We start from the raw sequence: 25,395 nt of genomic DNA on the forward strand, positions 1-25,395 counted from the left end.
AAAAAAACACCCGATTTAGTGTAAACTACATCGGGTGTTTTTTATTTTTTCAAGGAATCGATATGATCTTCATGGTAGCGCTGCTGCTTACCATCGTGCTTGCCATCATCCTGATTCCGATCTTCGTACTGTTGTTACAGTCTTTCCTCGCCCTGACCGCCAAGCGCGGTGACACCGTCGCGCCCGGCCCGCGGCCGCGGGTGGCGGTGCTGGTGCCGGCACACAACGAAGAAGCGGGACTGGCGGCGACGCTGGCCAGCCTGATACCCCAATTACAGCCCGGCGACCGCCTGCTGGTGGTGGCCGACAACTGCGACGACGACACCGCCGGCGTGGCCCGCCGCGCCGGCGCCGAGGTGCGCGAACGCTCCCACGCCACCGAGCGCGGCAAGGGTTACGCGCTCGACTTCGGCGTGCGCAGCCTGGCCGACGCCCCGCCCGAGGTGCTCATCATCGTCGACGCCGACTGCCTGGCCGCCGACGGCGCGCTGGCCAAACTGGCGCACGAGGCGGCCGCGCTGCAGCGCCCGGTGCAGGCGCTGTACCTGATGTACGCGCCCGGCGGCAGCCTGATGAAAAAAATCGCCGAGTTCGCCTGGGTGGTGAAGAACCAAGTGCGTCCGCTCGGCTTCCACCGCCTCGGCCTGCCCTGCCAGCTGATGGGCACAGGCATGGCGTTCCCGTGGTCCATCATCAGCCGGGCGGCGCTGGCCAACGGCCACATCGTCGAGGACATGAAGCTGGGCCTGGACCTGGCGCTGGCCGGCCAGCCGCCGCGCTTTTGCCCGGGCGCGCTGGTGTCGAGCACCTTCCCCACCAGCCAGGCCGGCACCGACTCGCAGCGCACGCGCTGGGAGCACGGCCACCTGAGCATGATCGTGGCCGAGGCGCCACGCCTGCTGTGGCGCGGCCTGGCCAAGGGCAGCGTGAAGTCGGTGGCGATGGCGCTGGACCTGTGCGTGCCGCCGATCGCGCTGCTGTGCCTGCTCACCCTGGCGGTGTCGGCGCTCGCCGCGCTGTTTGCCGCGTTCACCGGCGCGCTCGCGCCGCTGCTGCTGGCCGGCGTCGCGCTCGGCGCGCTGGGCCTGGCCGTGGTGCTGGCCTGGGCCGGCTTCGGCCGCGCCATCCTCAGCGCCGGCGACCTGCTCACCGCCGTGCTGTACATGTTCGCCAAGATACCGCTGTATCTGCGCTTTTTGATCAACCGCCAAGTCGAATGGGTAAGGTCCAAACGTGACAATGAATAAGCCAGAGGGCCCGCCGGCCGGCGGCACCGACTACCACCGCCGCGTCTACGCCGTGTTGGGCCTGCCGTTCGACGCCGTCACCATGGACCAGGCCGAGGCCAAGCTGCTGGCCGACCTGGCGCTGCGCCGCCGCAACTTCTTTTCGACGCCCAACCTCAACTTCCTCGTCGCCGCGCTCGACGACGTGCCGTTCCGCGACTCCGTGCTGCGCTCGGACCTGTCGATCGCCGACGGCATGCCGATCATCTGGATCGCCCGCCTGCTGGGCATTCCGCTGCGCGAGCGCGTGGCCGGCTCGACCCTGTTCGAGCGCCTGCGCGCGCAGCGCCAGGTGCCCGTGACGGTGTTCTTCTTCGGCGGCCCGGACGGGGTGGCGCGGCGCGCCGGCGACGTCCTCAACGCCGAGCACGGCACGATGCGCTGCGTCGGCGCCCGCTCGCCCGGCTTCGGCAGCATCGAACAAATGAGCACGCCCGAACTGATCGCCGAGATCAACGACGCCAACGCAGACCTGCTGGTGGTGGCGCTGGGCGCCAAGCGCGGCCAGAGCTGGATCGAGCACAACCTGGCCGCGCTGCGCCCGCCGCTGGTGAGCCACCTGGGCGCGGTGGTCAACTTCGTCGCCGGCACCGTCTCGCGCGCGCCCGGCCTGGTCGGCCGGCTCGGGCTCGAATGGCTGTGGCGCATCAAGGAAGAGCCGGCGCTATGGCGGCGCTACTGGCGCGACGGCGTCGCGCTGCTGGGCCTGGTCACCGGATCGGTGCTGCCCGGCGCGCTGGCGGCCGCCCGCCAGCGCCGCGCCGGCGGCGCCCGCACCGCGCCGGTGCTGCACGCCGCGCAGGGTCCGCGCCTGACCCGGCTGACCCTGGCCGGCGACTGGCTCGAGCCGGACCTGGCGCCGCTGCGCGCGGCGCTGGCCGCCGCCGGCGCCGCGCCGGGCGACCTCGAACTCGACCTGGCCGCCGTCACGCGCGTCGACAGCGCACTGATCGGCCTGCTGATGCTGGCGTTCGGCCACCACGCCAAGGCCGGCACGGCCTTCAGCGTGACGGCCTGCTCGGCCGCCGCCGCCCGCGCGCTGCGCCTGGCGCGCGCCGAGTACCTGCTGCAGGGGGCGGTGCGCGCCCCCGCCTCCGCCCCCGTTCCCAACACCCTTCAAAAGGAATTGTCATGAAGATCCTGGTCACCGGCGGCGCCGGCTATATCGGCTCGCACACCTGCATCGAACTGCTCGCAGGCGGCCACGACGTGGTTGTGGTCGACGACCTGTCCAACAGCGAGGCCGACGTCATCGACCGGATCGGCCGCATCGCCGGGCGCGCGCCGGCCTTCGTCGAGGGCGACATCCGCGACGCCGCCGCCATGGCGGCGCTGTTCGGCGCCCACCGCTTCGACGCCGTGATCCACTTCGCCGGCTTGAAGGCCGTCGGCGAGTCGGTGGCCGCGCCGCTGCGCTATTACGACGTCAACGTGCACGGCAGCGTGGTGCTGTTCCAGACCATGCAACAGCACAACGTCAAGACCCTGATCTTCAGCTCCTCGGCCACCGTCTACGGCGACCCGGCCACCACCCCGATCGTCGAGGACTTCCCGCTGCAGACGACCAATCCGTACGGCGCCTCGAAGCTGATGATCGAAAACATCCTGCGCGACCTGGCCGTGGCCGAGCCGGACTGGCGCATCGGCCTGCTGCGCTACTTCAACCCGGTGGGCGCCCACGAGAGCGGCCTGATCGGCGAGAACCCGCGCGGCATCCCCAACAACCTGCTGCCGTTCATCGCCCAGGTGGCCGAGGGCCGGCGCGAGCGCCTGTCCGTGTTCGGCGACGACTACCCGACCCCGGACGGTACCGGCATGCGCGACTACATCCACGTGGTCGACCTGGCCGTCGGCCACGTCAAGGCGCTCGAGCGCCTGGCCGCCGCGCCCGGCGTGCTGACGTACAATCTGGGCACCGGCAAGGCCAGCAGCGTGCTCGACATGGTGCGCGCGTTCGAGCGCGCCTCCGGCCGCCCGATTCCCTACGCCATCATGCCGCGGCGCGCCGGCGACATCCCGATTTGCTACGCCGCCACCGGCCTGGCCGAGCGCGAGCTGGGCTGGAAGGCCGAGCGCGACGTCAACCAGATGTGCGTCGACACCTGGCGCTGGCAGAGCAGCCTGATCAAGTAATGCGGGCGCCCGGGGCGCCGGCGCCCTGCGGCCCCTTGCCGCTGTCCCGGCGCCCCGCCCCCGCCCTTAACTTTCCCGTATCCACCGTTTCCCCTCCACGCCGCCGATGATCCTCACCTCCAACGACTTTTCCCCCTCCAGCCACGACGTCAGCACCGGCGTGTGCATCGTCGGCGCCGGCGCGGCCGGCATCACGCTGGCATGCGAGCTAGACCGCAGCGGCATCCCGGTGCTGCTGTTCGAGGCCGGCGGCTACGACCTCGACGCCGACACCGCCAGCGACTATGTCGGCAGCGCCAACAAGCCCCATCCCGAGACCACCGAGTTCCGCCGCTCCAGGCTGGGCGGCACCACCGGCATCTGGGGCGGGCGCTGCGTGCCGTACGATCCGATCGACTTCGAGCGGCGCGACTACATCGCCAGCAGCGGCTGGCCGATCCCCTATGAAGAAGTGGCGCGCCACTACAAGCGCGCGATGGAATACTGCGACGCCGGACGCGACGACTTCTCGGTGGGCGGCTCGCTGCCGGCCGGCGCCGGCGCCACCATCGCCGACCTGGCGCCGAACGATGTGCTGCTCGGCGACCGCATCGAGCGCTACAGCCTGCCGACCGACTTCGGCAAGCGCTACCGCAAGCAGTTGCAGGACTCGGCCAACGTCACCACCGTGCTGCACGCGCGCTGCACGGCCATCGTGCGCGCGCCCGGCGAGGACCGCGTGGCCGCCATCGAAGTCACCGACCGCGGCGGGCGCAAGATCACCGTCGCGGCGCGCGCCTTCGTGCTGGCCGGCGGCGGCATCGAAGTCGCGCGCCTGCTGCTGAACTCGGACCGCGCCAACGGCGGCCTGGGCAACCGCAACGACCTGGTCGGGCGCTACTACGCCTGCCACTTTGAAAACACGGTCGGCCGCATCCGCCCGGGCGCCGCGCCGATCCCGTTCCAGTTCGAAAAAACCACCGACGGCGTGTACGCGCGGCGCAAGCTGCAGTTCTCGGCCGCGGCCCAGCGCGAACATCAACTGCTCAACACGGCGTTCCGCTTCCATTTCCCGGAGTACTCCGACGCCAGCCACGGCAGCGCCGTGATGTCGACCATCTTCCTGGCCAAGTCGGTGCTGATCCCGGAATACCGCGCGATCCTGCAGCACAGCGCGGCGTCGAGCGCCGACTCGCCGGCCTCGGCCCACATCAAGAACGTGCTCACCGGCCTGCCGCAGCTGGCCAAGTTCGGCTACCAGTGGCTGTTCCTGCGCCAGCTTGCCGAGCGCAAGCTGCCCTACACCCTGGTGGCCAACGCCGACGGCAGCTTCCCGCTCGAGTTCAACTGCGAGCAGACGCCGCTGGCCGACAGCCGGGTCAGCCTCACGGAGGCCGACGACCGCCACGGCATGAAGCGCGTCGACGTCGCCTGGAAGGTGGCGCCGGACGACATCGACGCCGCCTTCCGCGGCTTCCAGCTGCTGCGCGAGACCTTGCGCGCGCACTCGGGCGCGCGCCTCGAGTTCGACGACGACGGCCTGCGCGCGCGCCTGGCCGGTTCGGTGCCGCTGGGCGGCCACCACATCGGCACCACGCGCATGGGCGCGAGCGCGCGCGACGGCGTGGTCGACCGCGATTGCGCCGTGTTCAACCTGCCCAACCTGTTCGTCGCCAGCTCGGCCGTGTTCCCCACCAGCAGCCACGCCAACCCGACCCTGACCATCGTGGCGCTGGCGCTGCGCCTGGCCGCCCACCTGAAATCGGCGTACGCGCCGTAACGGCGCGGTCGCGCCCAGCCCCCAACGACTTACAACAGACTCGACATGCAAATCAACGGTATTCAATTCCTGCGCTTCGTGGCGGTGTTCCTGGTGCTCGGCTCGCACGCCGTGCTCGAGATGCTGCGCCGCCTGCCCAACGCCGACGGCTACCACTTCTGGCACGACTACGGCGGCACTGGTGTCGACATCTTCTTCGTCATCAGCGGTTTCGTCATCACCATTTCAACCATGCGCGCGGCCAGCAGCGGCGGCGCGGCAGCGGCCTTGCTGTTCTGCAAGCGGCGGATCATCCGGATCGTGCCCATGTACTGGCTCTACACCGGACTGAAGGTGGCGCTGATCCTGGCGATCGGGTCGAAGACGTTCGAGGCCGGGCTCGAACCGGGCTTCGTGCTGGCCTCGCTGCTGTTCTGGCCGACGACCAACCCGGTCGGCGCCCACCTGCCGGTGCTCGAATCGGGCTGGACCTTGAGCTATGAGATGCTGTTCTACGCCACCTTCGCCATCGCCATCTGGCGCCGCTGGCCGCCGCTGCGCTTCAGCCTGGCCGCGCTGGGCGTGATCTTTGTGCTGGGGCAATTCGAGGGCAGCCCGTTGTTCCTGAGCTTTTTCGCGCGCAGCCTGCTGTTCGAATTCCTGCTCGGCGGCCTGATCGCGCGCCTGTGGGTACGCCGCATCGCCATGCCGGCGCCGCTGCCGCCGCTGATGCTGGTGGCCGCCGTGCTGCTGCTGTTCGTGGTGCCGATGCCGGCCGGCATTGACCGCTTGCTGGCCGTCGGCCTGCCGTGCGCCATGCTGGTGGCCAGCGCCGTCTGGCTCGAGCGCTACGGCCCGATCAGCCGCGGCGCCGGTCACTTCAAGCTGCTCGGCGACGCCTCGTATTCGATCTACCTGTCGCACGGCCTGCTGATGCCGCCGATCGTCATCGCCCTGCTCAAGATGGGCGTGCAGCACAAGGCGCTGGTGTTCGGCGCGGCCGTCGGCGGCTCGCTGCTGATCGGGTGCGCGTTGTACCTGTGGCTCGAAAAACCGCTCACCGACATGCTCAACCGGCGCTACAGCGGCGCCAAGGGCGCCAAGGCGGCCGGCACGGCGGCCTGAAGCGCCATCCGATGGCGGCGGTCCGCGCCGCTGAAACGCGAAATGGCCGCCCGGTGGGCGGCCATTTCGCATGGGTCTGCCGCGCCGCGGGCGGCCTGCCTACCTGGCGGCCGCCAGCGGCGTGAAAATATCGCCGTGGCGCTCGATCCAGCGCGGGTTGAAGTGGTCGCGGTCCTTGAAGATCGATTGCCTGGCCGCCGCGTCGTAATTGAGGCAGCGGCGCGCTTCGCACAGCGCGGGACGCATCGACAGCAAGCGGAAGCCGGGCTCGGCCTGCAGCTGACCGAACAGCGCGTCGTATTCCTTGTTTTCCTCGAAGAACCACGACGAATCGGGCCGCGTGTCGATCTTGCCGCGCCAGAAAAAGTCGCGTTCGAGCTTCTTGGGCACGCTGGTGGTGAACCACGGCGTCGAATCGAGCACCGCCACCTGCACCTTGCTGGCCAGCACGCGCTCGATCGAGCGGCGCACGCTGGCGAGCACCGCGCCCGGATCGGCCTGCTCGCGCACCGGCACGCAACGCACGCCGTCGACGGCGCAGATGCCCTCGGCGCGCGGCGTGAAGAAGGTCCAGTTCTGCGAGATCACCACCGTCTGGTAGGTGCCCGACGCGGCCAGCTCGAACGCGCGCCGGGTGAAACCGCGGCAATCCTTGTCGGCGCCGACCCGCTCGTAGCCCTCGATCAGCGGGCAACCCGACTTGATGAAGAAGGTCGTGTTGACCTTGCTGTTGGCGAGGAACCACGGGTACAGATGGCCGGCGTGCGAGTCGCCCATCACCAGGATTTTCTTGCCGGGGGCGTCGCGGTTAATGACGCACAGATTGTCGCTGCCGCGGCCGTCGTTTTCGCAGGCCGGATCGAAGGTCGAACTGCGCGCGGCCTGCCGCAATCCCTGGTAGAAGGCCGGATCGCCGACACGGAACAGGAAGCCGCCGCTGTGGACGGCCGCGAACGAGACGGCCGCCAGCACGGCGCCGGTGCCGACCAGGCTGGCGTAGCCGCGCTTGACCGACAGGTTTTTCAGCCGGCGCGCGGGCTCGATGTACCGGTACGATAGATAGCCGAGCACCAGCGACAGCGCCACGCCGCCGATCTTGGTCAGCCGCGGCTGGTCCGTCATCAGCCCGGTGACCATGGCCAGCATCACCAGCGGCATGTGCCACAGATAGATCGAATACGACCAGGCGCCGAGCTTTTGCATGACGACGTTGTTGAGCAGCACATTGCCCTCGTAGGCGGCCAGCAGGATCAGGCAGGCGCCCAGCACCGGCAACAGCGCGAAATAGCCGGGCCAGACCGCCTCGAGCGCGTAGCGGCGCACCACCACCAGCGACAACAGCACCACCGCGCAGCCGGCGTAGCTGAGCAGCGCGCCGTGGCCGAAGCCGGGCCGGCGCGCCTTGAGCGCCATGTAGACCAGGCCGCCGGCGAGCATCTGCCAGCTGCGCGCGGCCACCGAGAAGAACGCCAGCTGGCTGTTGGCGCCGATGCAGTAGGCCAGCGACGCGGCCGCCGTGGCCGCCAGCAGCGCGGCCAGCACCAGTGGCGCGCGCGCCGGACTGACGCGCTTGGCCAAGGCGTGGAAGACCCACACCAGCGGCGGATACAGCAGGTAGAACTGCCATTCCACCGACAGCGACCAGGTGTGCAGCAGCCAGTTGTCGTCGGCGCCAAGCGTGAAATAGCCCTGCTTGGCGGCGAAATAGTTGTTCGAATTGAAGTACACCGCCTGCAGCGCCTGCTCGCCAAGGCTCAGCAAGTCCGACGGCGGCAACAGTACCGCGCCCAGCGCCAGCAGCACCAGCACCAGGCAGAACAGGCCGGGAACAATCCTGACGCCGCGCCGCAGCACGAAGTCGAGGTAGTCGAAGCGTCCGGCGAGCATGCCGCCGACGATGATCTTGGTCATCAGGTATCCCGAGATGACGAAGAAAATATCGACACCGACGAAGCCGCCGCTGAAGATGCTGAAGTTGAAGTGATACAGCACGACCATCAGCACGCTCATGCCGCGCATGCCGTTGATGTCGTTCTGAAAACCGCTCTTGGCTGTTGGTTGCATCGTGACTCGCTTATAGGGACGGCTCGCGCCGGTAAATGCAGGGTGGTGGCGCCGCCGTCAGCCGGCGTGGGCCGCCATCAATTGTTCGAGCTTGCCGATTTCCGTTTCAAGGTCGTGCATGGTGCGCACCGCTTGCGCGCCGCGCCGGCCCATGGCGCCGAGCGTGTCCGGGTCGGCGGCGCTGACGGCGCCGAGGGCGGCGACCAGTTCGTCGACCGATCCGGCCGCCACCAGCCAGCCGTTGTCGCCGTCGCGCACCAGTTCCGGGATGCCGGCGATGCGGCTGGTGACCACCGGCCGGCCCAGCGCCAGCGCTTCCATGATCACGATCGGCAAGCCCTCGGCAAAGCTCGGCAGCACCAGCGCGCGGCTGGCTTCGATCTCGCTGCGCACCACGTCGCTGCCCTGCCAGCCCAGCAGGCGCACCGATTGCTGCAGGCCGTGCGCCTCGATCAGTTGTTCGATCGGCTTGCGCGACGGACCGTCGCCGATGAAGCGCAATTCGCAGCGCCCGCCGGCGGCGATGTGGCGCGCCACCGCCTGCACCAGCAGCAGCATGCCTTTCTCCGGGCACAGGCGGCCGACGCACACCAGCCGCGGCGCGGCCGGGATCGGCAGCGCGGCGACGTTGGTGAATTCCTCGGTGACGCTGCAGCGCACCACGTGCAGCTTGTCGAAGTCGCGCTGGTCGGCGAACACCATGCACTGGCTCTTGCAGAACGAGGTGATGCAGACGGTGAAGGACGAGCGCGCGATCTTCGTCGCCAGCGACCACTTTTGCGGATTGTAGAAGATGCCGGGACCGTGCACCGTCATGCTGAACGGGATGCCCGACAGGCTCGAGGCGAGCATGGCCACCGTGGCCGAGTTCTCGGCGATGTGGTTGTGCAGCAGCTGCACGCCGCGCGCGCGCAGGCTGCGCGCCAGATAGGCCGCCTCGACCAGGTAGGCCAGCGCCAGCACGCTGCCGCGCAGGCCCGGCACGCGGATCGACCAGGCCAGCCGCGCCGCGCGCAGCAGCGCGCCGGGGGCGCCGACGGCGGTGGCGGCAAAGGCGCGCAGCAGCGGCGCGGCGCCGTGGCTCAGAATGTAGTCGGTCGAGGCCTGCTCGCGGCGCACCTCCTCGCTCACGTGCTGGTCCTCCTCGGCCTTACGGATCGAGTAGGTGTGCACCGTGTGGCCGCGGCGGCGCAGCGCCACGACCTCGTTGCGGATGAAGGTGTCGCTGGCGCGCGCGTAAATACTGGTGATGTAAGCTATATTCATCGGAGGACAGTCAGGGTTGAGGGAGCACCGGCCTAGCCGGTGCGCAGGCACGCCTGCAGCGACAGCGGCGGCGTCCAGCCGAGCACGCGCGTGAGCGCGGCGTGGCCGGCGCGCGCGCCGTGGAAGCGGGCGCGCAGGCGCGCCGGCACGAGCAGGCCGGGCAGCGGGCGGCCGCGCCTGAGCGGGCCGAGCAGCGCGCCGCCCAGCGCCGCGCCGGCGCGGGCCAGCCCGTACGGCAGCGGCAGGCGCAGCGCGGCGCCCTGGCGGCCGGCGTGCTGCCAGGCCGTGACCGGATAGCCGTCGTCGACGTTGAAGGTGTGGCCGGCCGCGCGCGGGTCGAGCGCGGCGGCGAAGGCGGCGGCGCAATTGTCGACGTGGGTCAGGCGCATCGCGCGGCCCGGGCCGATCACGACGACGGCCTGGCCGGCGCCCACGCCGACGCCGTCGAGGTCGCGGCGCCCGGCGGCCCAGATGGTCGCCGGGCGCAGCACCGTGAGCGCCAGCGCGCGCGCGGCGCAGGCCGCGCGCGCGGCGCGCTCCTGCGCCAGCTTGGCGCGCGCGTAGCCGTCCTGGCGGGCGGCGGCGTCCGGCCCGAGCAGCGCGGCGTCCTCGTCCAGTTCGGCGCCGACCCGCTCCCAGTCATACACGGAAAAACTGCTGGCCAGCACCAGCCGGGTCGTGGCCGGCCCGAGCGCGGCGATGAGCCGCTCGGTGCCGCCGACGGCCGTGGCGATCTGGCCGGCCTCGTCGCCGCCCATGTCGGCGGCCAGGTGGATCACGGCGTCGACGCCGTCGCAGGCGGCGGCCAGGCCGTCGCCGGTGAGCACGTCGCAGCGCACCGGCGTGACCGCCGCGCCCCAGCCCAGCGCCGCCGCTTGCACCGGCCGCCGCACGCCGGCGCGCACCTGGTGGCCGGCCCGTTCCAGCGCCAGCACCACGCGCCGCCCGAGGAAGCCGCTGGCCCCGGTCACCAGCACGGTCGTCATCGCACACCCCGCGCGCGCGGCAAGGGCTCGGGCGTCGCCCACACGGTCACGGCCATCTCAGTGCCGCGCCGTGTGGCCGACGGCGTAGCCGCCCGGCGGCGCCGCCACGAACGGCTTGACCACCTTCGCCTTCAACGGCGCCAGCGAACAGGCCGCGCCGATGGTGAACCAGAAATACCAGTTGAAGATCAGGTAGGCGTAGATATTGTCGGAGGTCGACACGATCAGGTGCGCGATCATGGTGGCGATCAGCAGCACCGCCGCCAGCCGGTCGACCGTGACGAGGTTTTTGAGGCGGCCGATGACGCGCCAGAACACGAACAGATAGGTGCACAGGCCGACCACGCCGATGTCGAAGATCAACTGCACCAGCAGGTTGTGCGGGCTCCAGTCGATGCCGGCGGCCATGGTGAAGAAGGTCTGCGAATGGAAGCGGAACGCCTCGACCCCGTAACCGAACAGGTAGTGCGACGGCGCCATCCAGCGCAGCCCGGCCTCCCACAGCACCATGCGCCAGGCGAACGAATTGAGCTTGGCGTAGGTGTAGACCTCGTTGCCGCCGGCCAGGTCGAGAATGCGCTCGCGCACGCTCGGGATCAGCGCCGCCACCAGCGGCATCAGCAGCAGATACAACAGGTACTTGCGCTCGAACATGATCGCGTAGATGGCGAAGATGGCGCCGCAGGCGATCCAGGCGCTGCGCGTCTGCGTCAGCAGCAACAAGGCCAGCTGCAACACCAGGTAGGCGCTCAGGCCCAGCCGCTGGCTCTGGCGCAGCGCGAACGTCGGGCTCTTGAGCACGTACAGCAGCAGCGAGATGATCAGCGTCAGGTAAAACGCCAGGATGTTGGCGTGGGTGAAGGCGCTGACCAGCCGGAAGCTGCTGTCGCGCGCGTGCAGCCCGATGTCGACGAAGGCGTACAGGCTCACCAGGATCGACGAGCTGATCACCACTTTGAGGGCGAACTTGAAGTCCTCGCGGCTGCGCACCATGTAGGTGCCGATGATGAAGATGGCGAAGTACGACAGCGTGGCCATGACCAGGCGCACGCCGTCGGCCTTGTTGGGCGTGACGACGAAGCCGATCATGATGATCAGCATGAACGGCCACCAGGCGGTGGCCAGCTGGCGCGGGAACTCCTTGGGGCGCTCGAGCGTGAACAGCGCGGCGATCAGGATGATCACCAGGTTGATGCCGACGCCGACGCCGAGCTGGGTGCCGCCGAGCGAGATCTTGGTCGACTCGAGGATCGGGTCGCCGACGGCGCGCACGAGCAGGATCAGGATCAGCAGCACGCGCTTGTCGTACAGCAGCAGCAGGCCGAGCACCATCACCGCCGGCAGCGCCATCAGCTTGGGGATGCTGGTGCCCATCAGCGAGACGTAGATCGGCGTGGCCACGCCGAGGAACAGCGCCAGCAGCAGGGTCGCCGCCGACACCAGGAAGCCGCGGCTGGTGATGGTGTCGAGCACGGCGCCTGGCCAGGCGCGGCCTGCGCGCGGCCGCGCAAACGCTGTCATGGCCGCCAATTTCATGCGCGCCCCTCGGCGGCCACGCGCAGGCTGGCGCGGCCGGGCAAATGGCGCAGCATCCAGGCGCGCACCGCCAGCCACTCGCCGGTCTCGGGCGCGTGCTTCTTCTGGAACGACCAGTAGCGTCCGGCCAGGCCGAGCTCGCGCCGGGTGCTGGCGACCCAGCGGAACGCCAGTTCGCGGTCGAGCTCTTCGGACTGCCCCAGCACCTGGCGCAACGTCGCGGCCATGACCTCGAAGGCGCGGTCGAAATTGCCGCGGCCGTCGACGTCGAAGAACTTGGCGCCGTGGTTGCAGAACGGCGCCGGATCGAAGTACGGCACCTTGTGATAGGCGCAGAACGAGCGCGTCAGGTAGCGCGACACCAGCAGCGACACATCCATCTGCTCGGCGAAGCGGGTCACGCTGACGTTGCTGGTGTGCCAGCGGTAGCGGATCAGGCGGTCCGGCAGGTTGTTGACCTTGCCCAGCACGGCAAGCTGGCCGAACAGGAAGTAATCCTCGGCCAGGTGCGGCACTTCGATGCGGTCGGCCTCGGGCAGCACGTGGATGAAATCGGTGCCGTAGCGCACGCCCAGGCGCTCGATGGCGGCAAAGTCGATCATCGCGGTCGGGTGCGTGACGGGGTTGCGGAACAGGCTGGCGGCGGTGTTGCGGGCGCGCCCGACCGGCACGCTCTGCTCGGTGATGTGCTCGCCTGCGGCGTTGATCAGCTCGGACTGGCCGCCCATGGCGATGCAGTCGGGCTGGTCGCGGAAACCGGCCAGCTGCAGCGCGAAGCGGTCCGGGAAGCAGACATCGTCGGCGTCGTGGCGCACCACGTAGTCGCAGTCGCATTCGTCGAGCCCGCGATTGAGCAGCCCGGACAGGCCCTTGGCCTCCGGGAAGCTGCGCACCTCGACCCGCTTGTCGCGCCCATGGTAGGCCTCGGCCATCTCGCGGCTGCCGTCGGTGGAGCCGTGGTCGAGCACCAGCAGGCGCCAGTCGGTGAAGCTTTGCGCGATCACGCTGTCGATGGCCTCCGCCAGGAAGTCCTTGCCGTTTTTTACCGGCAGCAAAATATCGATCTTGGCCACAGTGTTACCCCATAATAAATTGTTGTTGAGCCCGCGCGCAGCGGCGCGGCGCCATGCCCTGCTTCACGCCACGCCGGCGGGCGCGCCGGCGCGGTGCGCGGCGAGCCGGTCGATGTCATCGAGCAGGGCGCCGGACGCGTCGGAAAACTTGCGCGCGAACAGCACCTCGCGCTTCTCGTTGGGACAGTTGTTGCGCGCCGAGTCGCGGATCACCGGCCCGGCGAACTGCGGCAGGTAGCTGGCGTCGAGCGTCTCGGGCCCCATCTTGCCCGGCTGCCAGTCGGTGTAGGTCAGGCTATGGCTGATGCGCGCGCGAAACGGCGAATTCCACAGCGTCACCTGGAAGAAAAACTCGTCCGAGCAATCGACGAACTTGCAGAAACGGTACAGCCGGGGCTGCCGTTTGGTCTGCTCCAGCACGTAGCGCACCGCCGCCCCCGTCAGGCACCACCACTGCGAGCCGGTGACGGCCTCGCCGCCGCCGAGCGCCTTGCGGTAGTCGCGCGGCGGCACGTGGCGGTTGAGCCAGTGCTGCAGCGGCCAGCGAAAGCGCGCCAGCGGCTTGCCCTTCCTGATCCACCAGCGGCTGATGCGCTCGATCGATTTGCCGTACTCGGCGTTCGGCAGCGCGAACACCTCGATGAACTCGGTGCCCTGGTGCGCGGCCAAAAATTGCGCGATGTAGTCGGCCGTCTGCAGCGGATAGTCGGCGCCGCTGAGCAGCACGCAATAGTCGTACTGGCCGCCGGCGGTGGCCGCGGCCATCAGCGCCAAGGTCGCCTTCACCAGCGAGATGTCGCCCCAGCTGCATGCCACCCGGTTCGGCAGCAACGTCACCGCCGGCCCGGCCAGGCCGGCGAACGGCGCCAGCGGCGCGTTGGCGTCGATGTGCACGTAAAACGCCTCGCCGGGCGCCCGCAGGCGTGCGATCAGGCGCGCCAGGTGCGCCGGATTGTTGTGCGCCAGTATCAGGTAGGCGATACGCACGGTTCCGCCTTGACCAGCCGCACCAGATCGCTCTGGCCGGTCCACTCGTTGATGTAGGTCGAATTCTTGCCGTAGCTGTTGTCGATCACCGTGTTGCGCTTGTCCATCAGGCACGACAGGATATGGCCGTGCAGGCGGTCGGTGACGATGTGGTCGTGGCGCGAGAACAGCGCCACCGCCTTGTTCGAGAAGCGCTGCGCCACCGGCACCCAGTACCACGGACCGAGCTTTTTCTGCAGCGCCTGCCAGTTGCGCGCGTTAAAGCGCCCTTCGAGCCGCCAGGCGAAGTCGATCAGGTTCTTCTCGCTGCCGACCACCTCGACCCAGTCGGTGCGGGTGTCGAACGTCAGATCGCGCAGCGATTCGGGCACGGCCGGTTTTTCGACGTCGACCCGCTCGATGCGCAGCACGCCCTTGCCGCCGGGCACGCCGGTGATCGGGTACAGCTGGTGGGCCATGTCCGGCACCAGGTAGACGTGGTCGGAGAAGCGCTGGGCGATCTGCTGCGAGACGCGGTCGCGGATGAAGATATGGACGTCGCGGTGGCGGCGGAACACGGCCGCCGAGGCGTCGCGCTTGGCGTCGGTGGAAAAGAAGATCGTCTGCGGCAGCATCACGATGCGGTTGTCCGGGAAGCGCGTGATGATGTCTTCGCGCAAATCGTTGATGTTCGGGTACAGGTCGCCGAAGTTGCCGCCGCCGTGGAACACCAGGATGTCGTCCTTGCCCACCCACTCGGGCTTGAAGGCGGAGGCGGTCGAGGTGGTCTTCGGAGAAAGATTTTTTTTCTTGAAGAACGCCAAAGTCCCTTGCATGATCAGCAGGTCGCCGATGTTGTCGTGCATCGGGATGTCGATGTAGTGGAACTGCCGGTTCTTCAACAAATCGTAAATGACATCGTGCGTCTTTTGCAGATCCAACATCATCGAACGGTGGTCTTTCATATTTAGCTCCGGAAACTTTCAGGGGATTATTTGGAACGCTTGATGAGCTTGCGCAGCATGTTCAGGTCGTCTTTGGTCGGCACGAATTCGGGCATCGGCTCCTTGAGCTTGGTCACGCTCAGCACGATCGTCATCACCAGCCGCAGGCAGGCGCCGCACAGCATGAGCAAGGCCAGGTAGACGTAGGTGTTTTCGTGCGGCAGGAACGGAATGGCCACCAGCACCGGCACGATCGAGACGAACTGGCGCGCCAGCACCAGGCCCGGCTGGCCGGCGGCGTTGAAGCGTTGCGCCAGCGTCCAGCTGGCCCCGCCGATGACGCATTCGAACAGCAAGATGGCGAACGGCACCGTCATGTCGGCGAAGGCCTTGCCGTACACCAGCGTCAGCGCCCACGGCGCCAGCGCCGCGCCGACGGCGGCGATGACCATCAGCGGCAGGAAGGTGACGCGGAAGGCGTTGCGCACCGCTTGGCTCAGCTGCTGCTCGTCGCGGCCGGCAAAGCGCGAGAACAGCGCCACCGAGATCGATTCCTGCACCGCGCCGATCAGGCGCGAGGTGGTGAAGGCGAGCGCGTAGTAACCGTACTCCTTGATGGTGCCGCGGTTGAGCAGGAACAGCTTGTCGAAGTTGAGCAGGAAGATGCCCAGCAGGCCGATGCCCTGCTGGTGCAGGCCGTAGCGCAGCACCGGCCACGGCGAGATCGGCTCGCGCGGCTCGTCGCGCAATTGCCAGATGCGGTGCTTGCGCGCCCACCAGATGCCGCTGCCGGTGACGATGACGAGCACCAGCAATTGCGCGGCGAGGATTTGTTCGAACGTGACGACCTTGAACCACAGCAGCAGCGGCAGCATCAGGATCAGGTTGCCGAAGACCTGGGTGAAGCGCAGCACGTTGAAGAAATGCAGGTTCGAATGGAGCTGCGTGAGCGAAAAGATATAGGTCTGGCTGGCCATGAAGGCGGCAAAGGTGAGGATCACCCACCAGATCTCGTGCAGCGCCATCGCGTGGCTCAGCTGCAGCCCGGCCGCGGCCAGGCCGGCGGCCAGCGCGCTGATGCCCAGCATCGAACCGGCGAACAGGCGCAGGTACGGGAAGCGGCGCGCCGCGCCGAAGTGGTAGACATAGCTGCTGCCCATGCCGCACTGGGCCACGCTGGCGGCCAAGGTGCAGATCAGCAGCGCGGCCGACAGCAGCCCGCGTCCCTCGGGACCGAGCAGGCGGGCGTTGATGACCGAGGAGATGAAGCCGACCACGGTCATGCCCATCGTGGTCATCAACGTCTTGCCAAACGCCTTGGACAATCCGGACATCGGCGGATTGGCCGCCATCATCGGCGCACCTGCGCCGTGTCGGCGACCAGCGCGTGGCCGCGGCGGTCGGTGGCGGCCACCAGCTGGCGCAGGAACGCTTCCTGCACCTGGTAGGCGCCGGCGGCGTCGCCGTCGTCGCGCACGACGGTCGAGGCGCGCACCAGGATGCCGTCGCTGACCTTGCCCTGCAGGCCGTCGCGGAAGATCTTCACGCGCATGGCCAGCCCGGCGTTCGGATAGCCGTCGCCCACGCGCGTCCAGTACGTCACCGCCTCGGTGCGCCCGTTGCCGCGCGCGAGCATGTGCTTGCCCGGCAGCGCGGCGCCGCCGTGGCCGACGGCCAGCACCGCCGGCGCCAGCGCCAGCACCTTGTAGCCCTGGGCCGGGTAGCAGATCTCCGGCAGGTGCAGCTTGACGTCCTGGCGCTGCTCCTTGGCGTACGCCAGCGCCACCATCAGCTGCTCGCCCTGCGGATTGACATAGGTGCGCATGACAACATCGTCATAGACCGCCGCCACCACTGCGGCGCCCTCCTCGGTGGTGGCCAGGTTGGCCTGGGCGACCGAGGTCGGCAGCAACGTCCACTCGCCGATGCGGGCCGGCACGGCCTGCTCCATGGTCAGGCCCGGCGCGACCGCGCCCAGCTTGGGCACGAGCGCGTGGGCGCCGGCCACGCACGCCAGGGTGCAGGCCAGGAACACGGCGGCCGGGCGCAGCGCCACGCCGTCGGTGAGCGCGCGCCAGGCGCCGGGGGCCATCGCCGGCAACTGCAGCCCGGCGCCCTCGGTCTTGACGCGGCGGCCCTCGACCCGCTTGGCGACCAACCAGCTGAGCATGCCGTCGACGCTGATGATGAGCATGAGCGCCGACAGGAACAGCACCAGGCCCGAGAAGCCGTGCAGGAAACCCTGGCCGGCAGCGTCGCCGAGGTAAAAGGTGATCAGCGAGAGGAACACAATGCGGATGGTGTTGGCGGTAAACGAGATCGGAATGATCAGCGCGGCCAGCACGGCGTTGCGCAGCAGCGACGGATGGCGCACCAGGTTCATGTACAGCAACCCGAGCGCCTCGAGCGTAAACAGCGAGTTCAGGCCGGCGCAGGCATCGGCCACGAGCAGTTGGTAGGGGCCGATGTTGAGGATGACGCCGCTGCGCGAGACCGGATAGCCCAGCCAGTACAGCAGGTGTTCGGTGGCGTACGAGACGCCGATCTTCATCGGCAAGGTGAGCATGTCGACGATCGACGGCGGCAGCGGGATCATGAAGAACATGAAGAAGAACGCGAACCACATGCGCGACCAGGTGCGCGCGCCGAAGAACGCCACCAGCAGGCCGCTGAGCACGAACAGCAGCGAGCCGACCTCGAAGATGGCCACGCTTTGCGAGCGCCCCAGCACGTACAGCACCAGGCCGGCGGCCAGGATGGCACCGCCGAGCAGCGGCGCCGGCGCCCGCTCGAACTGCCCCTCCGAGATCACCTGGCGCAGGCGGAAATACAGGAACACGAAGGCCACCACCATGACGATGGGGCCGTGGGCGTTCTTCTCCGAACTCCAGGCGCCGTTGAACAGGTCGATGAAGCTGGGCAGGTACATGGCGGCCAGCCCCGCGGCCAGCAGGAACCAGGGGAGCAGGCGCGGCGGGGTGAGCGCTGCGCCCGGCGCTTTGAGCGGGGGGGAGATTGAGCCGGCCATATCGGTGACGATCAGAAGTTGTTGAGCGCGGTGCCAACGAGGTGGGTGCGCGATTCGGCCAAGGTGGCGATGGCGTCGTGGACGTCGCGCACATGGCTGGTGTTTTGGCGGGCCACGACCAGCGCGCCGCCGGCGCGCCCGCCGATCATCTGCGCGTCCGAGCAGTCGCCGGTGGCCGGGGTGTCGATCAGGATCACGTCGAATTGCTGGGCCAACTCGCGCAACACCTGGCCGAAGGCCGGGCGGCCCAGCAGTTCGGACGGGTTCGGCGGCGGCGCGCCGGCCGTCAGCACCGACAGGTCCAGCAGCGGCGCGACCCGCTGCACCACTTCGACGCCGTTGCGCCCCGACAGGATCGAGGACAGGCCGGCGCGGTTCTCGAGCCCGAACAACTGGTGCTGGCTGGGGTTGCGCAGGTCGGCGTCGACCAGCAAGGTGCGCTGGCCCTGCTGGGAGAACACCACCGCCAGGTTGGCGGCGAAGAAGCTGCGCCCGTCGCCGCGCTCGGCGCTGGCGATGGCCAGCGTCTTGCGCTCGGCGCCGGCGTCGAACCAGCGCCACATGAGCTGGTTGCGCAGCGCGCGGAACGCCTCCACGCGCGCGGTGAACGGCTCGTAGGCCGCCACCACGCTCTCGCTGATGGCGCTCTCGCCGCGCAGCAGGTAGGGATAGTCGTACTGGCGCGAGAGCGCGAACTCGATGTCGGCCTCGGTCAGCAGGCCGAGCGCGAGCGCGGCGTCGCCAAAGCGCAGGTTGTACTCGACCTGGTGGCGGATGACTTTTTCAGCATCGGCGGCCGACAGGCGGCCGATCTTGATGAGGATGGCGCCGATCGAGCGGTCCGGCGGCGGCGCCGCCTTCTCGCGCAGGTCGGGGACGGCGAACGCTTGCACAGTGGGGGTGGGATTCATGCTTGGGGCTCCAAATGGTTGGCGCAGGCGCTCACGCCTGCAAGGCCGGGGCGTCGTCGCCCGCGGGGGGCAGCGCCTGGCGTGGATGGTTCTTCAGACGGGCCCGCGCGCGCGGCTTGTCGATCACGCCCAGCACCGGCAGGCCGAACGCCTCGCCCAGGTGGGATGCCGAGCGCACGCGCTGATCGAGCAATTCAAGCACCAGCACCGCGCCCAGGCCGAGCACCGTGCCGACCACCAGGGCGACGGCGACGTTGAGCAGCACCCGCGGACCGGACGGCGACAGCGGCGCGGTGGCGGCCGTGAGCACGGCGATGTCGGCCTGCTTGGACTGGCCCTCGAGGCTGGTCTGGTTGAAGCGCTGGCCGGCCATCTCGTAGGCGCGGCGGGCGTTCTCCATCTCGTTGGTGAGCACGCTGAACTCGTCGCGCGCGCCGTTGAGCGCCTGCACCTTGGCCTTTTGCGCCGCCAGCGCGGCGCGCAGCTCGTTCTCGCGCGCCTGCAGGATGCTGGCGTTGGCCGACACGCCGCTCGAGGTCAGGCGCACCTGCTCGTCGAGGTTGCTGCGCAGCTTGTCGACCTCGGACTTGGCGGCAATGTATTGCGGGTGGTTCGGCGCCAGGCGCTGCGAGGTGTCGGCGAACTTGGCCTCGGCCGCGGCCAGGCTGCTACGCAGGCCCTGCACCAGCGGGTTGGCCTGCACGTCCGGCGAGGTGGTGGCGCTGCCTTCGGCCTGGCGGCGGCGCGAGGACGCCTCCATCACCTGGCTTTGCACGGCCACCAGCTGGCTCGACAGCTCGTTGAGGCGCGCGGTCTCGACGTCGACCCGGTTGTCGGCGCTGTAGATGTTGTTCTCGCTCTGGTACTTCGACAGGCGCGACTGGGCCCGCTCGTACTGGTCGCGCAGCAGCTTGATCTGGGTGGTGATGTAGCCCGACGCCTGCTGCACCGGATCGGTGCGCAGCTGCACGCTCAGGCCCAGGTAGGCGGTGGCGAAGCTGTTGGCCACGGCCGCGACGAACTGCGGGTCGGTGCCCTTGAAGGTGATGTTGATGACGCTGCTCTCGCGCGACGGCACCACGTCGACCTTGCTCAGCAGCAGGTCGGCGAGCCAGTCGCGCACGTTGCCGCGGCCGTCGGTGGCGTCGGTGAACTGCTGGCGCACGGCCGGGCTGTCGGCCAGCTTGAGGTCGTCGACCACGCGCAGCGCCGTGCTGCGGCTCTTGATGATGTCGACCTGGGTGGCGATATAGCCGGGCATCATCTGGGTCGGCTGGCTCAGGCCGGTGACCGGGTCGACGCCCTTGTAGTTGACCACCATCGACACGCCGGCCATGTAGGTTTTCGGCAGCAGCAGGCTGATGATGACGGCGGCGGCCACCGTCACGGCCAGGGTCAGCAGGACGATGCGGTAGCGGGCGCGCAGGGCGAGGAGGAGTTGGCTCAGGCTCATGATAGGGCTTTCAATACGGGGGCGGTAAAAACGGCGGGCGTCATCAGAACAGGCTTTCCTTGACGTAGACGACATCGTCCGGCCGCACCAGGTCGTCGTGCTGGGCTTCGAGGATCTGCAGCTTGCCGGCCGCGTCGCGGCGCTTGATGCGCAGGCCGCGCTCGGTGCCGCGCGGGGTCAGGCCGCCACCGGCCGCCAGCGCCTGCAGCACCGTCATGCTGCGTTCGAGGCGGAACAGCCCGGGACGCTGCACTTCGCCATAGATGAAAAAGCGCGGCGCGCGTTCGACATAGACGACGTCGCCGCCTGCCAGGTCCAGTTCGCCGGTGTTGCCGCTGCGCACCATCTGCTCGAGGTCGATGGTGTCCTTGGTGGTGGTGCCGTTGCGCTTGCGCAGCACCGAGATGACGTCGCCGCCCTCGAGGTTGACGCCGCCGGCCAGCGCCAGCACGTCGAGCACGCTGCGGCTGGCGTCGATCGGGAAGCGCCCGGGCCGGTTGACCTGGCCCAGCACCGATACCTGCTGGCTCTGGATCAAGGTCACCAGGATGTTGACCTGCGGCTTTTTGACGAAGCCGCCGCTCTCGAGCAGGGCGGCGATCTTTTTCTCGGCGGCGGCCGGCGCCAGGCCGGCCACGGCCACCTGGCCGAGCAGCGGGAAGGTGACGAAGCCGCCTTCGCTCACGCGCGCCTCGGTGGTCAGGTCGGGGTTGTTATAGACGGAAATTTTCAGCACGTCGGCCGTGCCCAGGGGCAGGTCGGCGCCGTGGGCGGCGCCGGCGAGGGCCAGGGCCAGCGTCGCCAGCCAGAGGGAGAATCGTTTGATCATGGTTGCTTCCTGCGTTATATGCTATCGAATCGAAGGCGCGCCGCGGCGCGCCGCGTCACTTCAGGCCGGCCACGCCGCGGGCGTTGGCGTCGGCGTCGGCCGGCGCCGCCGGGGCCGCCGGCGCGCCGGGCGCCGCGGCGGCGGCCGGGGTGGCGGCCGGGGCAGCGCCGGGCGCGAACGCCTTGTTCAGGTACTCGATCTTGGCGCCGGCCCGCAGGCGCTTGATCTCGGCGGCGGCCGCGTCCTTGCTCTTGGCGTTGACCAGGAATTGCTCGATCTGCGGCGCCACCGCGTCGAACGTGACGGGCGCGTCCTTGATGTCGGTGATCACGCTCAGCACGCTGCGCTCGCCTTCGCGGACGATGAACAACTGCCCCTTGGGCATCTCGAGGAGCTTGGCGGTCAGCTGCGGCGGCAGGTCGGCGCTGGTGCGCACGAGCTGGTTGCGCGCGAACTTGACGTTGCGCGCGCCGAGCTGCTCGGCCACTTCCTCCAGCGACTTGGCGCCGTCGATCAGCTTGGTCACCTCGGGCGTGACGTCGGTCGTGGCCAGGATCAGCTGGCGCATCTCGAACTGCTTGCGGGCGCTGAAAAAGCCCGGGTTCTTGTCGAAGTATTCCTGCTGCTCCTGGCGGCTCGGGCGCGCGCCCTGGCCGACGTGCTTTTGCATATAGGCCTGGGCGATGATGAGCGCCTTGGCGCGCTCGATCGCCTGCACCGTCTTCGGATCGCGGTCGAGCTTTTCGTCGGCGGCGGCGCTTTGCAGCAGCTGGCGGTCGATCAGGCTCTCAAGCACCTGCTTCTTGGCGGTTTCCTGCTGGGCCGGCGCGACGTTGGCGCGCTGCAGCTCGTCGTTGAGCTGGAGCATCGTGATCTCCGTGCCTGCAACGCTCGCGAGCGCCTGGCCGGAACTCTTTTCCTTCTTGTCGCCGCAGCCGGCCAGCGTGGTGGCGGCGGCGAGCAGGACGACGGCGCAAGCGCTGCGCAAGAACGCGTCGCGCGCGCGCGCTGTGGGGTGATAGCTCAAAATTACTCCTCGAAAATCATTTACACGGTCCGCAGTGGGCCGCCGTTCGCCAGCGAATGCCGCACCGCACCAATTTACAGGAAACTTGCATCGAATGCAACGGCGGATACAAAAAAACCACCACCTGCATAGATACCCATACGACAATCTTAGTTGCTGCGATTGTAACGCTTTCCAGCGCGGCGCGGCCGGAATTTTCGTACCGGGACGCCCTCTTTTCATGCCGCCGGTCGTCAGTGGGCATTCTCGCGCTTGGCCACCACGTGCACGGTGCGCAAAATGATCCACAAGTCGAGCCACAACGACCATTTGCGCAGGTAGTCGAGATCGTAATTGATGCGCGCCTCCATCTTGTCGAGCGTCTCGGTCTCGCCGCGCAGGCCGTTGACCTGGGCCCAGCCGGTGATGCCCGGCTTGACCTTATGGCGCAGCATATACCCCTTGATCAGTTTGCGGTACTGCTCGTTGTGCGCCACCGCGTGCGGGCGCGGGCCGACAATGCTCATGCGCCCCTGCAGCACGTTGATGAATTGCGGCAACTCGTCCAGCGAGCTTTTGCGCAGGAAGGCGCCGACCTTGGTGACCCGCTGGTCGCCCTTCTTGGCCTGCACCACCTTGGCGCCGTCCTCGGCCACGGTCATCGAGCGGAACTTGTAGACCAGGATCTCCTCGCCGTTCAAGCCGTAGCGGCGCTGGCGGAAGATGATCGGGCCGGGCGAGGACATTTTGACGGCGACCGCGATGACGGCCATGATCGGCAGCAACATGACCTGGATCAGCGCGGCGATGACGACGTCGCTGATGCGCTTGAGAATGCCGTTCAGGCCGGTGAACGGCGACTCGCAGATGGCAATCACCGGCATGCCGCCGACGGTGTCGAAGCGCGCCTGCATCAGGTCGAACACATAGATGTCGGGCAGGAAGTAGACCGACGCCGTGGTGTCCTGCAGCTCGTCGAGCAGCTTGCGGATGCGCGGCTGGGCCGATACGGGCTGGCTGATCATGATCATCTTGATGTTGTGCTCGCGCACGTAGCCGGCGATGTCGGCCATGCCGCCGAGCATCGGCTCCTTCATGTCCTCCGGCCAGCGGTTCTGCGCGCGGTCGTCGAAGTAGCCAGCCACCTTCATGAACAGATTGGGGTTGCGCCCGACCGTGGCGGCGAACTTCAGGCTCATGGCGTTGGCGCCGATCAGCACCACCGAGCGCATCTCGCCCGGCGCGTTGGGGTCGGCGCCGACGCGGCGCCCGGCCAGGTGGATCAGCAGCAGCGCCAGCGGCGTGACGATGAACCACAGCAGCACCACTTGCCGGTTGTAATGGCGCGTCATGTCGCCGACGGCGCCGAGGAACACCAGGAAGCCGACCGTGATGAGCCAGCCGACGCAGACGTCGCGCGCGTACGCCAGCATGCGCCCGGCGCGCCAGGTACGGTACGGATCGACATACTGGTAGGCGGCGGCGGCGATGAAATGCCCCAGAATCATGAGCACCAGCTCGTAGCCGGAGAACGGCGCGCCCAGCGCCATCGTGCACAGGTACAGGCTGCCCATGATGATGAGCGGGTCGAGCACGCGCTGGAAAAACGAGATCAATGGTATATCGTTGGCCGTCATGGTCAGAACTGCAGCGTGGCGTTGATGGAGGCCCCGTTGGCCGTGTAGGAGCTGGTGCCGGCGGCCACGCTGCCGCTGCGGCGGTCGCGGAACACGTTCGCCTGCAGCGACAGGTTGCGCCATGGCCGGTAGGTCACACCGGCCGACACCAGGTTACTGGTGTCGCTCAGCTGCGACGGCGACAGCAGCACGCCCGACAGCGAATACGGGGCGAAGTCGCGTTTCTCGTGCTTGTAGTTGGCGGTGGCGTCGATCTTGGCGGTCGCCGCCCAGGTCGCGCCCAGAGCGATGCCCTTGATCAGCGCGCTGTTGACGAAGGCGCCCTCGGTGGCGCCGTACTCGCGGTACAGCTGGGCGTTGAGCTTGACCTGCTGCGTCGGCGCGGTGCCCACGATCAGCCGGCCGTTGGTGCCGCGGTCGTCGCGGGCGCGGAAGAAATCGTGTTTGCGCTGCACGAAGCCGCCCAGGAAGTTGACCTGGGTGGCGCCCGAGACGAGCCACAGGATGTTGAGCTTTTGCTCGTCCTGGGTGTAGCCGTTGTCGCTGAAGCCGAGCGTCTCCTGGAACGGATAGCTGCCCTTGAGCCGGCGCAGCTGCACGCCGATGGTGCTGCCGCTGGCGGCCAGGTAGTCGATGCCGGTCATCACCGAGGTTTCGGTGCGGTCGTTCTGGCGCTGCGAGCGCAACTCGTAGGTGTAGCGTTCGCGGTTGTAGCCGGCGCGCAGGCGCCAGCTGGGGTGGTAGCGCCAGTTGCCGTCGGCGTATTCGCGCCGCACCTTGCGCAGATTGCGCTCGGAGGTGACGCTGAAGTCGGAGAACGGCGCCAGCACCTCGCTGTAGGCGGCGCCGACGTGGCCGTCAAGGTGGTTGCCGAGGAACCAGCCCCAGTCGCCGTTGAGGTCCTTGCCGGTATAGTCGAGCTGGTCGTTGTGCTCGAAGCTCACGCGCGAAAACTTGGCCATGCCGGTCAGCAGCTGGCGCCCGACGGGCCGCTCGAACGACGCGCCGGCGATCAGGCTGCGGAAGGTGTCGGACCCGTGCTCGACGTTGCCGATGGTGTCATCGGACAGGCGGAACAGGTTGTCGTCGTGGTTGAGCGCGACGCTGACGAACGGGTGCACGGTATCGGACAACTCGGCCCAGGCCGGCGCGCTCAACAGCACTCCGGACAGCAATACCGTGCCTGCGCGCAACACCAGCGCGGACTGGGACGCACCCGGGGCCGGGAGCGCGACGCGTGGGTCTTGATCGTTTCGTAAATTTTTCAACATTATTCTTCTTAGGTTAGAGCCACCGGGCGGTCGGCCAAGTCGCGCGGACTCGCCATGACGCTACCAATACGACCAGTTGACCGGTGAAAATTATCCAAGCGCCCAATAGCCCATTGGTCACCCCATGTCCAACAATTGCCGAA

The 25,395-nt window shown here is 68.4% G+C and carries 20 protein-coding genes; 5 read left to right on the forward strand and 15 right to left on the reverse strand.

The window, feature by feature from the left end; translation table 11 throughout:
• Positions 1 to 62 precede the first annotated feature (62 nt).
• The 5 genes from NHH73_23435 (at position 63) to NHH73_23455 (ending at position 6,282) form a co-directional block, all read left to right on the forward strand.
• A complete protein-coding gene (locus NHH73_23435) occupies positions 63 to 1,247 on the forward strand; it encodes a glycosyltransferase family 2 protein (protein USX25506.1) in 1,185 nt (394 codons plus the stop codon).
• Positions 1,240 to 2,421, forward strand: a complete 1,182-nt coding sequence (locus NHH73_23440) for a WecB/TagA/CpsF family glycosyltransferase (protein USX25507.1) — start codon at positions 1,240 to 1,242, stop codon at positions 2,419 to 2,421. The genes NHH73_23435 and NHH73_23440 overlap by 8 nt, the downstream gene beginning before the upstream one ends.
• Entirely contained in the window at positions 2,418 to 3,419 is a 1,002-nt protein-coding gene (galE, locus tag NHH73_23445) for a UDP-glucose 4-epimerase GalE (protein USX25508.1), read from the forward strand. Before NHH73_23440 ends, galE begins: the two co-directional genes overlap by 4 nt.
• A 106-nt stretch (positions 3,420 to 3,525) precedes the next feature.
• Positions 3,526 to 5,178: a GMC family oxidoreductase gene (locus tag NHH73_23450; protein USX25509.1), complete on the forward strand. Its 1,653-nt coding sequence runs from the start codon at positions 3,526 to 3,528 to the stop codon at positions 5,176 to 5,178.
• Positions 5,179 to 5,223: 45 nt separating this feature from the next.
• On the forward strand, positions 5,224 to 6,282 hold the full coding sequence (locus tag NHH73_23455) for an acyltransferase (GenBank protein USX25510.1): 1,059 nt from the start codon (positions 5,224 to 5,226) through the stop codon (positions 6,280 to 6,282).
• 99 nt (positions 6,283 to 6,381) lie between these two features.
• On the opposite strand, the gene NHH73_23460 is transcribed toward NHH73_23455, so the two are convergent.
• The 15 genes from NHH73_23460 to NHH73_23530 form a co-directional block, all read right to left on the reverse strand.
• A complete protein-coding gene (locus tag NHH73_23460; GenBank protein ID USX25511.1) occupies positions 6,382 to 8,346 on the reverse strand; it encodes an acyltransferase in 1,965 nt (654 codons plus the stop codon).
• 57 nt (positions 8,347 to 8,403) lie between these two features.
• Positions 8,404 to 9,612: a glycosyltransferase family 4 protein gene (locus NHH73_23465; GenBank protein ID USX25512.1), complete on the reverse strand. Its 1,209-nt coding sequence runs from the start codon at positions 9,610 to 9,612 to the stop codon at positions 8,404 to 8,406.
• Between the two features lie 32 nt (positions 9,613 to 9,644).
• On the reverse strand, positions 9,645 to 10,598 hold the full coding sequence (locus NHH73_23470) for an NAD(P)-dependent oxidoreductase (protein USX25513.1): 954 nt from the start codon (positions 10,596 to 10,598) through the stop codon (positions 9,645 to 9,647).
• 57 nt (positions 10,599 to 10,655) lie between these two features.
• Positions 10,656 to 12,134, reverse strand: coding sequence for an O-antigen ligase family protein (locus tag NHH73_23475; GenBank protein ID USX25514.1), 1,479 nt, complete (start codon positions 12,132 to 12,134; stop codon positions 10,656 to 10,658).
• Positions 12,131 to 13,207, reverse strand: coding sequence for a glycosyltransferase (locus NHH73_23480; GenBank protein USX25515.1), 1,077 nt, complete (start codon positions 13,205 to 13,207; stop codon positions 12,131 to 12,133). The genes NHH73_23475 and NHH73_23480 overlap by 4 nt, the downstream gene beginning before the upstream one ends.
• 63 nt (positions 13,208 to 13,270) lie before the next feature.
• Positions 13,271 to 14,194 carry a beta-1,6-N-acetylglucosaminyltransferase gene (locus NHH73_23485; GenBank protein USX25516.1) on the reverse strand — a complete coding sequence of 308 codons (924 nt, stop codon included), beginning with the start codon at positions 14,192 to 14,194 and terminating at the stop codon, positions 13,271 to 13,273.
• Positions 14,176 to 15,138 carry a polysaccharide pyruvyl transferase family protein gene (locus NHH73_23490; protein USX25517.1) on the reverse strand — a complete coding sequence of 321 codons (963 nt, stop codon included), beginning with the start codon at positions 15,136 to 15,138 and terminating at the stop codon, positions 14,176 to 14,178. Before NHH73_23490 ends, NHH73_23485 begins: the two co-directional genes overlap by 19 nt.
• Positions 15,139 to 15,164: 26 nt before the next feature.
• The gene (locus NHH73_23495; GenBank protein USX25518.1) at positions 15,165 to 16,472 is read right to left on the reverse strand and encodes a lipopolysaccharide biosynthesis protein; all 1,308 of its coding nucleotides are present in this window, start codon (positions 16,470 to 16,472) and stop codon (positions 15,165 to 15,167) included.
• On the reverse strand, positions 16,469 to 18,145 hold the full coding sequence (gene xrtB, locus NHH73_23500) for an exosortase B (protein ID USX25519.1): 1,677 nt from the start codon (positions 18,143 to 18,145) through the stop codon (positions 16,469 to 16,471). The genes NHH73_23495 and xrtB overlap by 4 nt, the downstream gene beginning before the upstream one ends.
• Positions 18,146 to 18,156: 11 nt before the next feature.
• Positions 18,157 to 19,056: a chain length determinant protein tyrosine kinase EpsG gene (gene epsG, locus NHH73_23505; GenBank protein USX25520.1), complete on the reverse strand. Its 900-nt coding sequence runs from the start codon at positions 19,054 to 19,056 to the stop codon at positions 18,157 to 18,159.
• Between the two features lie 31 nt (positions 19,057 to 19,087).
• Positions 19,088 to 20,509, reverse strand: a complete 1,422-nt coding sequence (gene epsF, locus NHH73_23510) for a chain length determinant protein EpsF (protein ID USX25521.1) — start codon at positions 20,507 to 20,509, stop codon at positions 19,088 to 19,090.
• A gap of 43 nt (positions 20,510 to 20,552) precedes the next feature.
• The gene (gene epsE, locus NHH73_23515) at positions 20,553 to 21,338 is read right to left on the reverse strand and encodes a polysaccharide export protein EpsE (GenBank protein USX25522.1); all 786 of its coding nucleotides are present in this window, start codon (positions 21,336 to 21,338) and stop codon (positions 20,553 to 20,555) included.
• Between the two features lie 55 nt (positions 21,339 to 21,393).
• Positions 21,394 to 22,365: an EpsD family peptidyl-prolyl cis-trans isomerase gene (locus NHH73_23520; GenBank protein USX25523.1), complete on the reverse strand. Its 972-nt coding sequence runs from the start codon at positions 22,363 to 22,365 to the stop codon at positions 21,394 to 21,396.
• A gap of 233 nt (positions 22,366 to 22,598) precedes the next feature.
• A complete protein-coding gene (locus tag NHH73_23525; GenBank protein ID USX25524.1) occupies positions 22,599 to 23,981 on the reverse strand; it encodes an undecaprenyl-phosphate glucose phosphotransferase in 1,383 nt (460 codons plus the stop codon).
• A 2-nt stretch (positions 23,982 to 23,983) separates the two neighbouring features.
• On the reverse strand, positions 23,984 to 25,249 hold the full coding sequence (locus NHH73_23530; protein USX25525.1) for a hypothetical protein: 1,266 nt from the start codon (positions 25,247 to 25,249) through the stop codon (positions 23,984 to 23,986).
• Positions 25,250 to 25,395: the final 146 nt, after the last annotated feature.

The organism is Oxalobacteraceae bacterium OTU3CINTB1, from assembly GCA_024123955.1.
Taxonomy (GTDB): domain Bacteria; phylum Pseudomonadota; class Gammaproteobacteria; order Burkholderiales; family Burkholderiaceae_D; genus Rugamonas.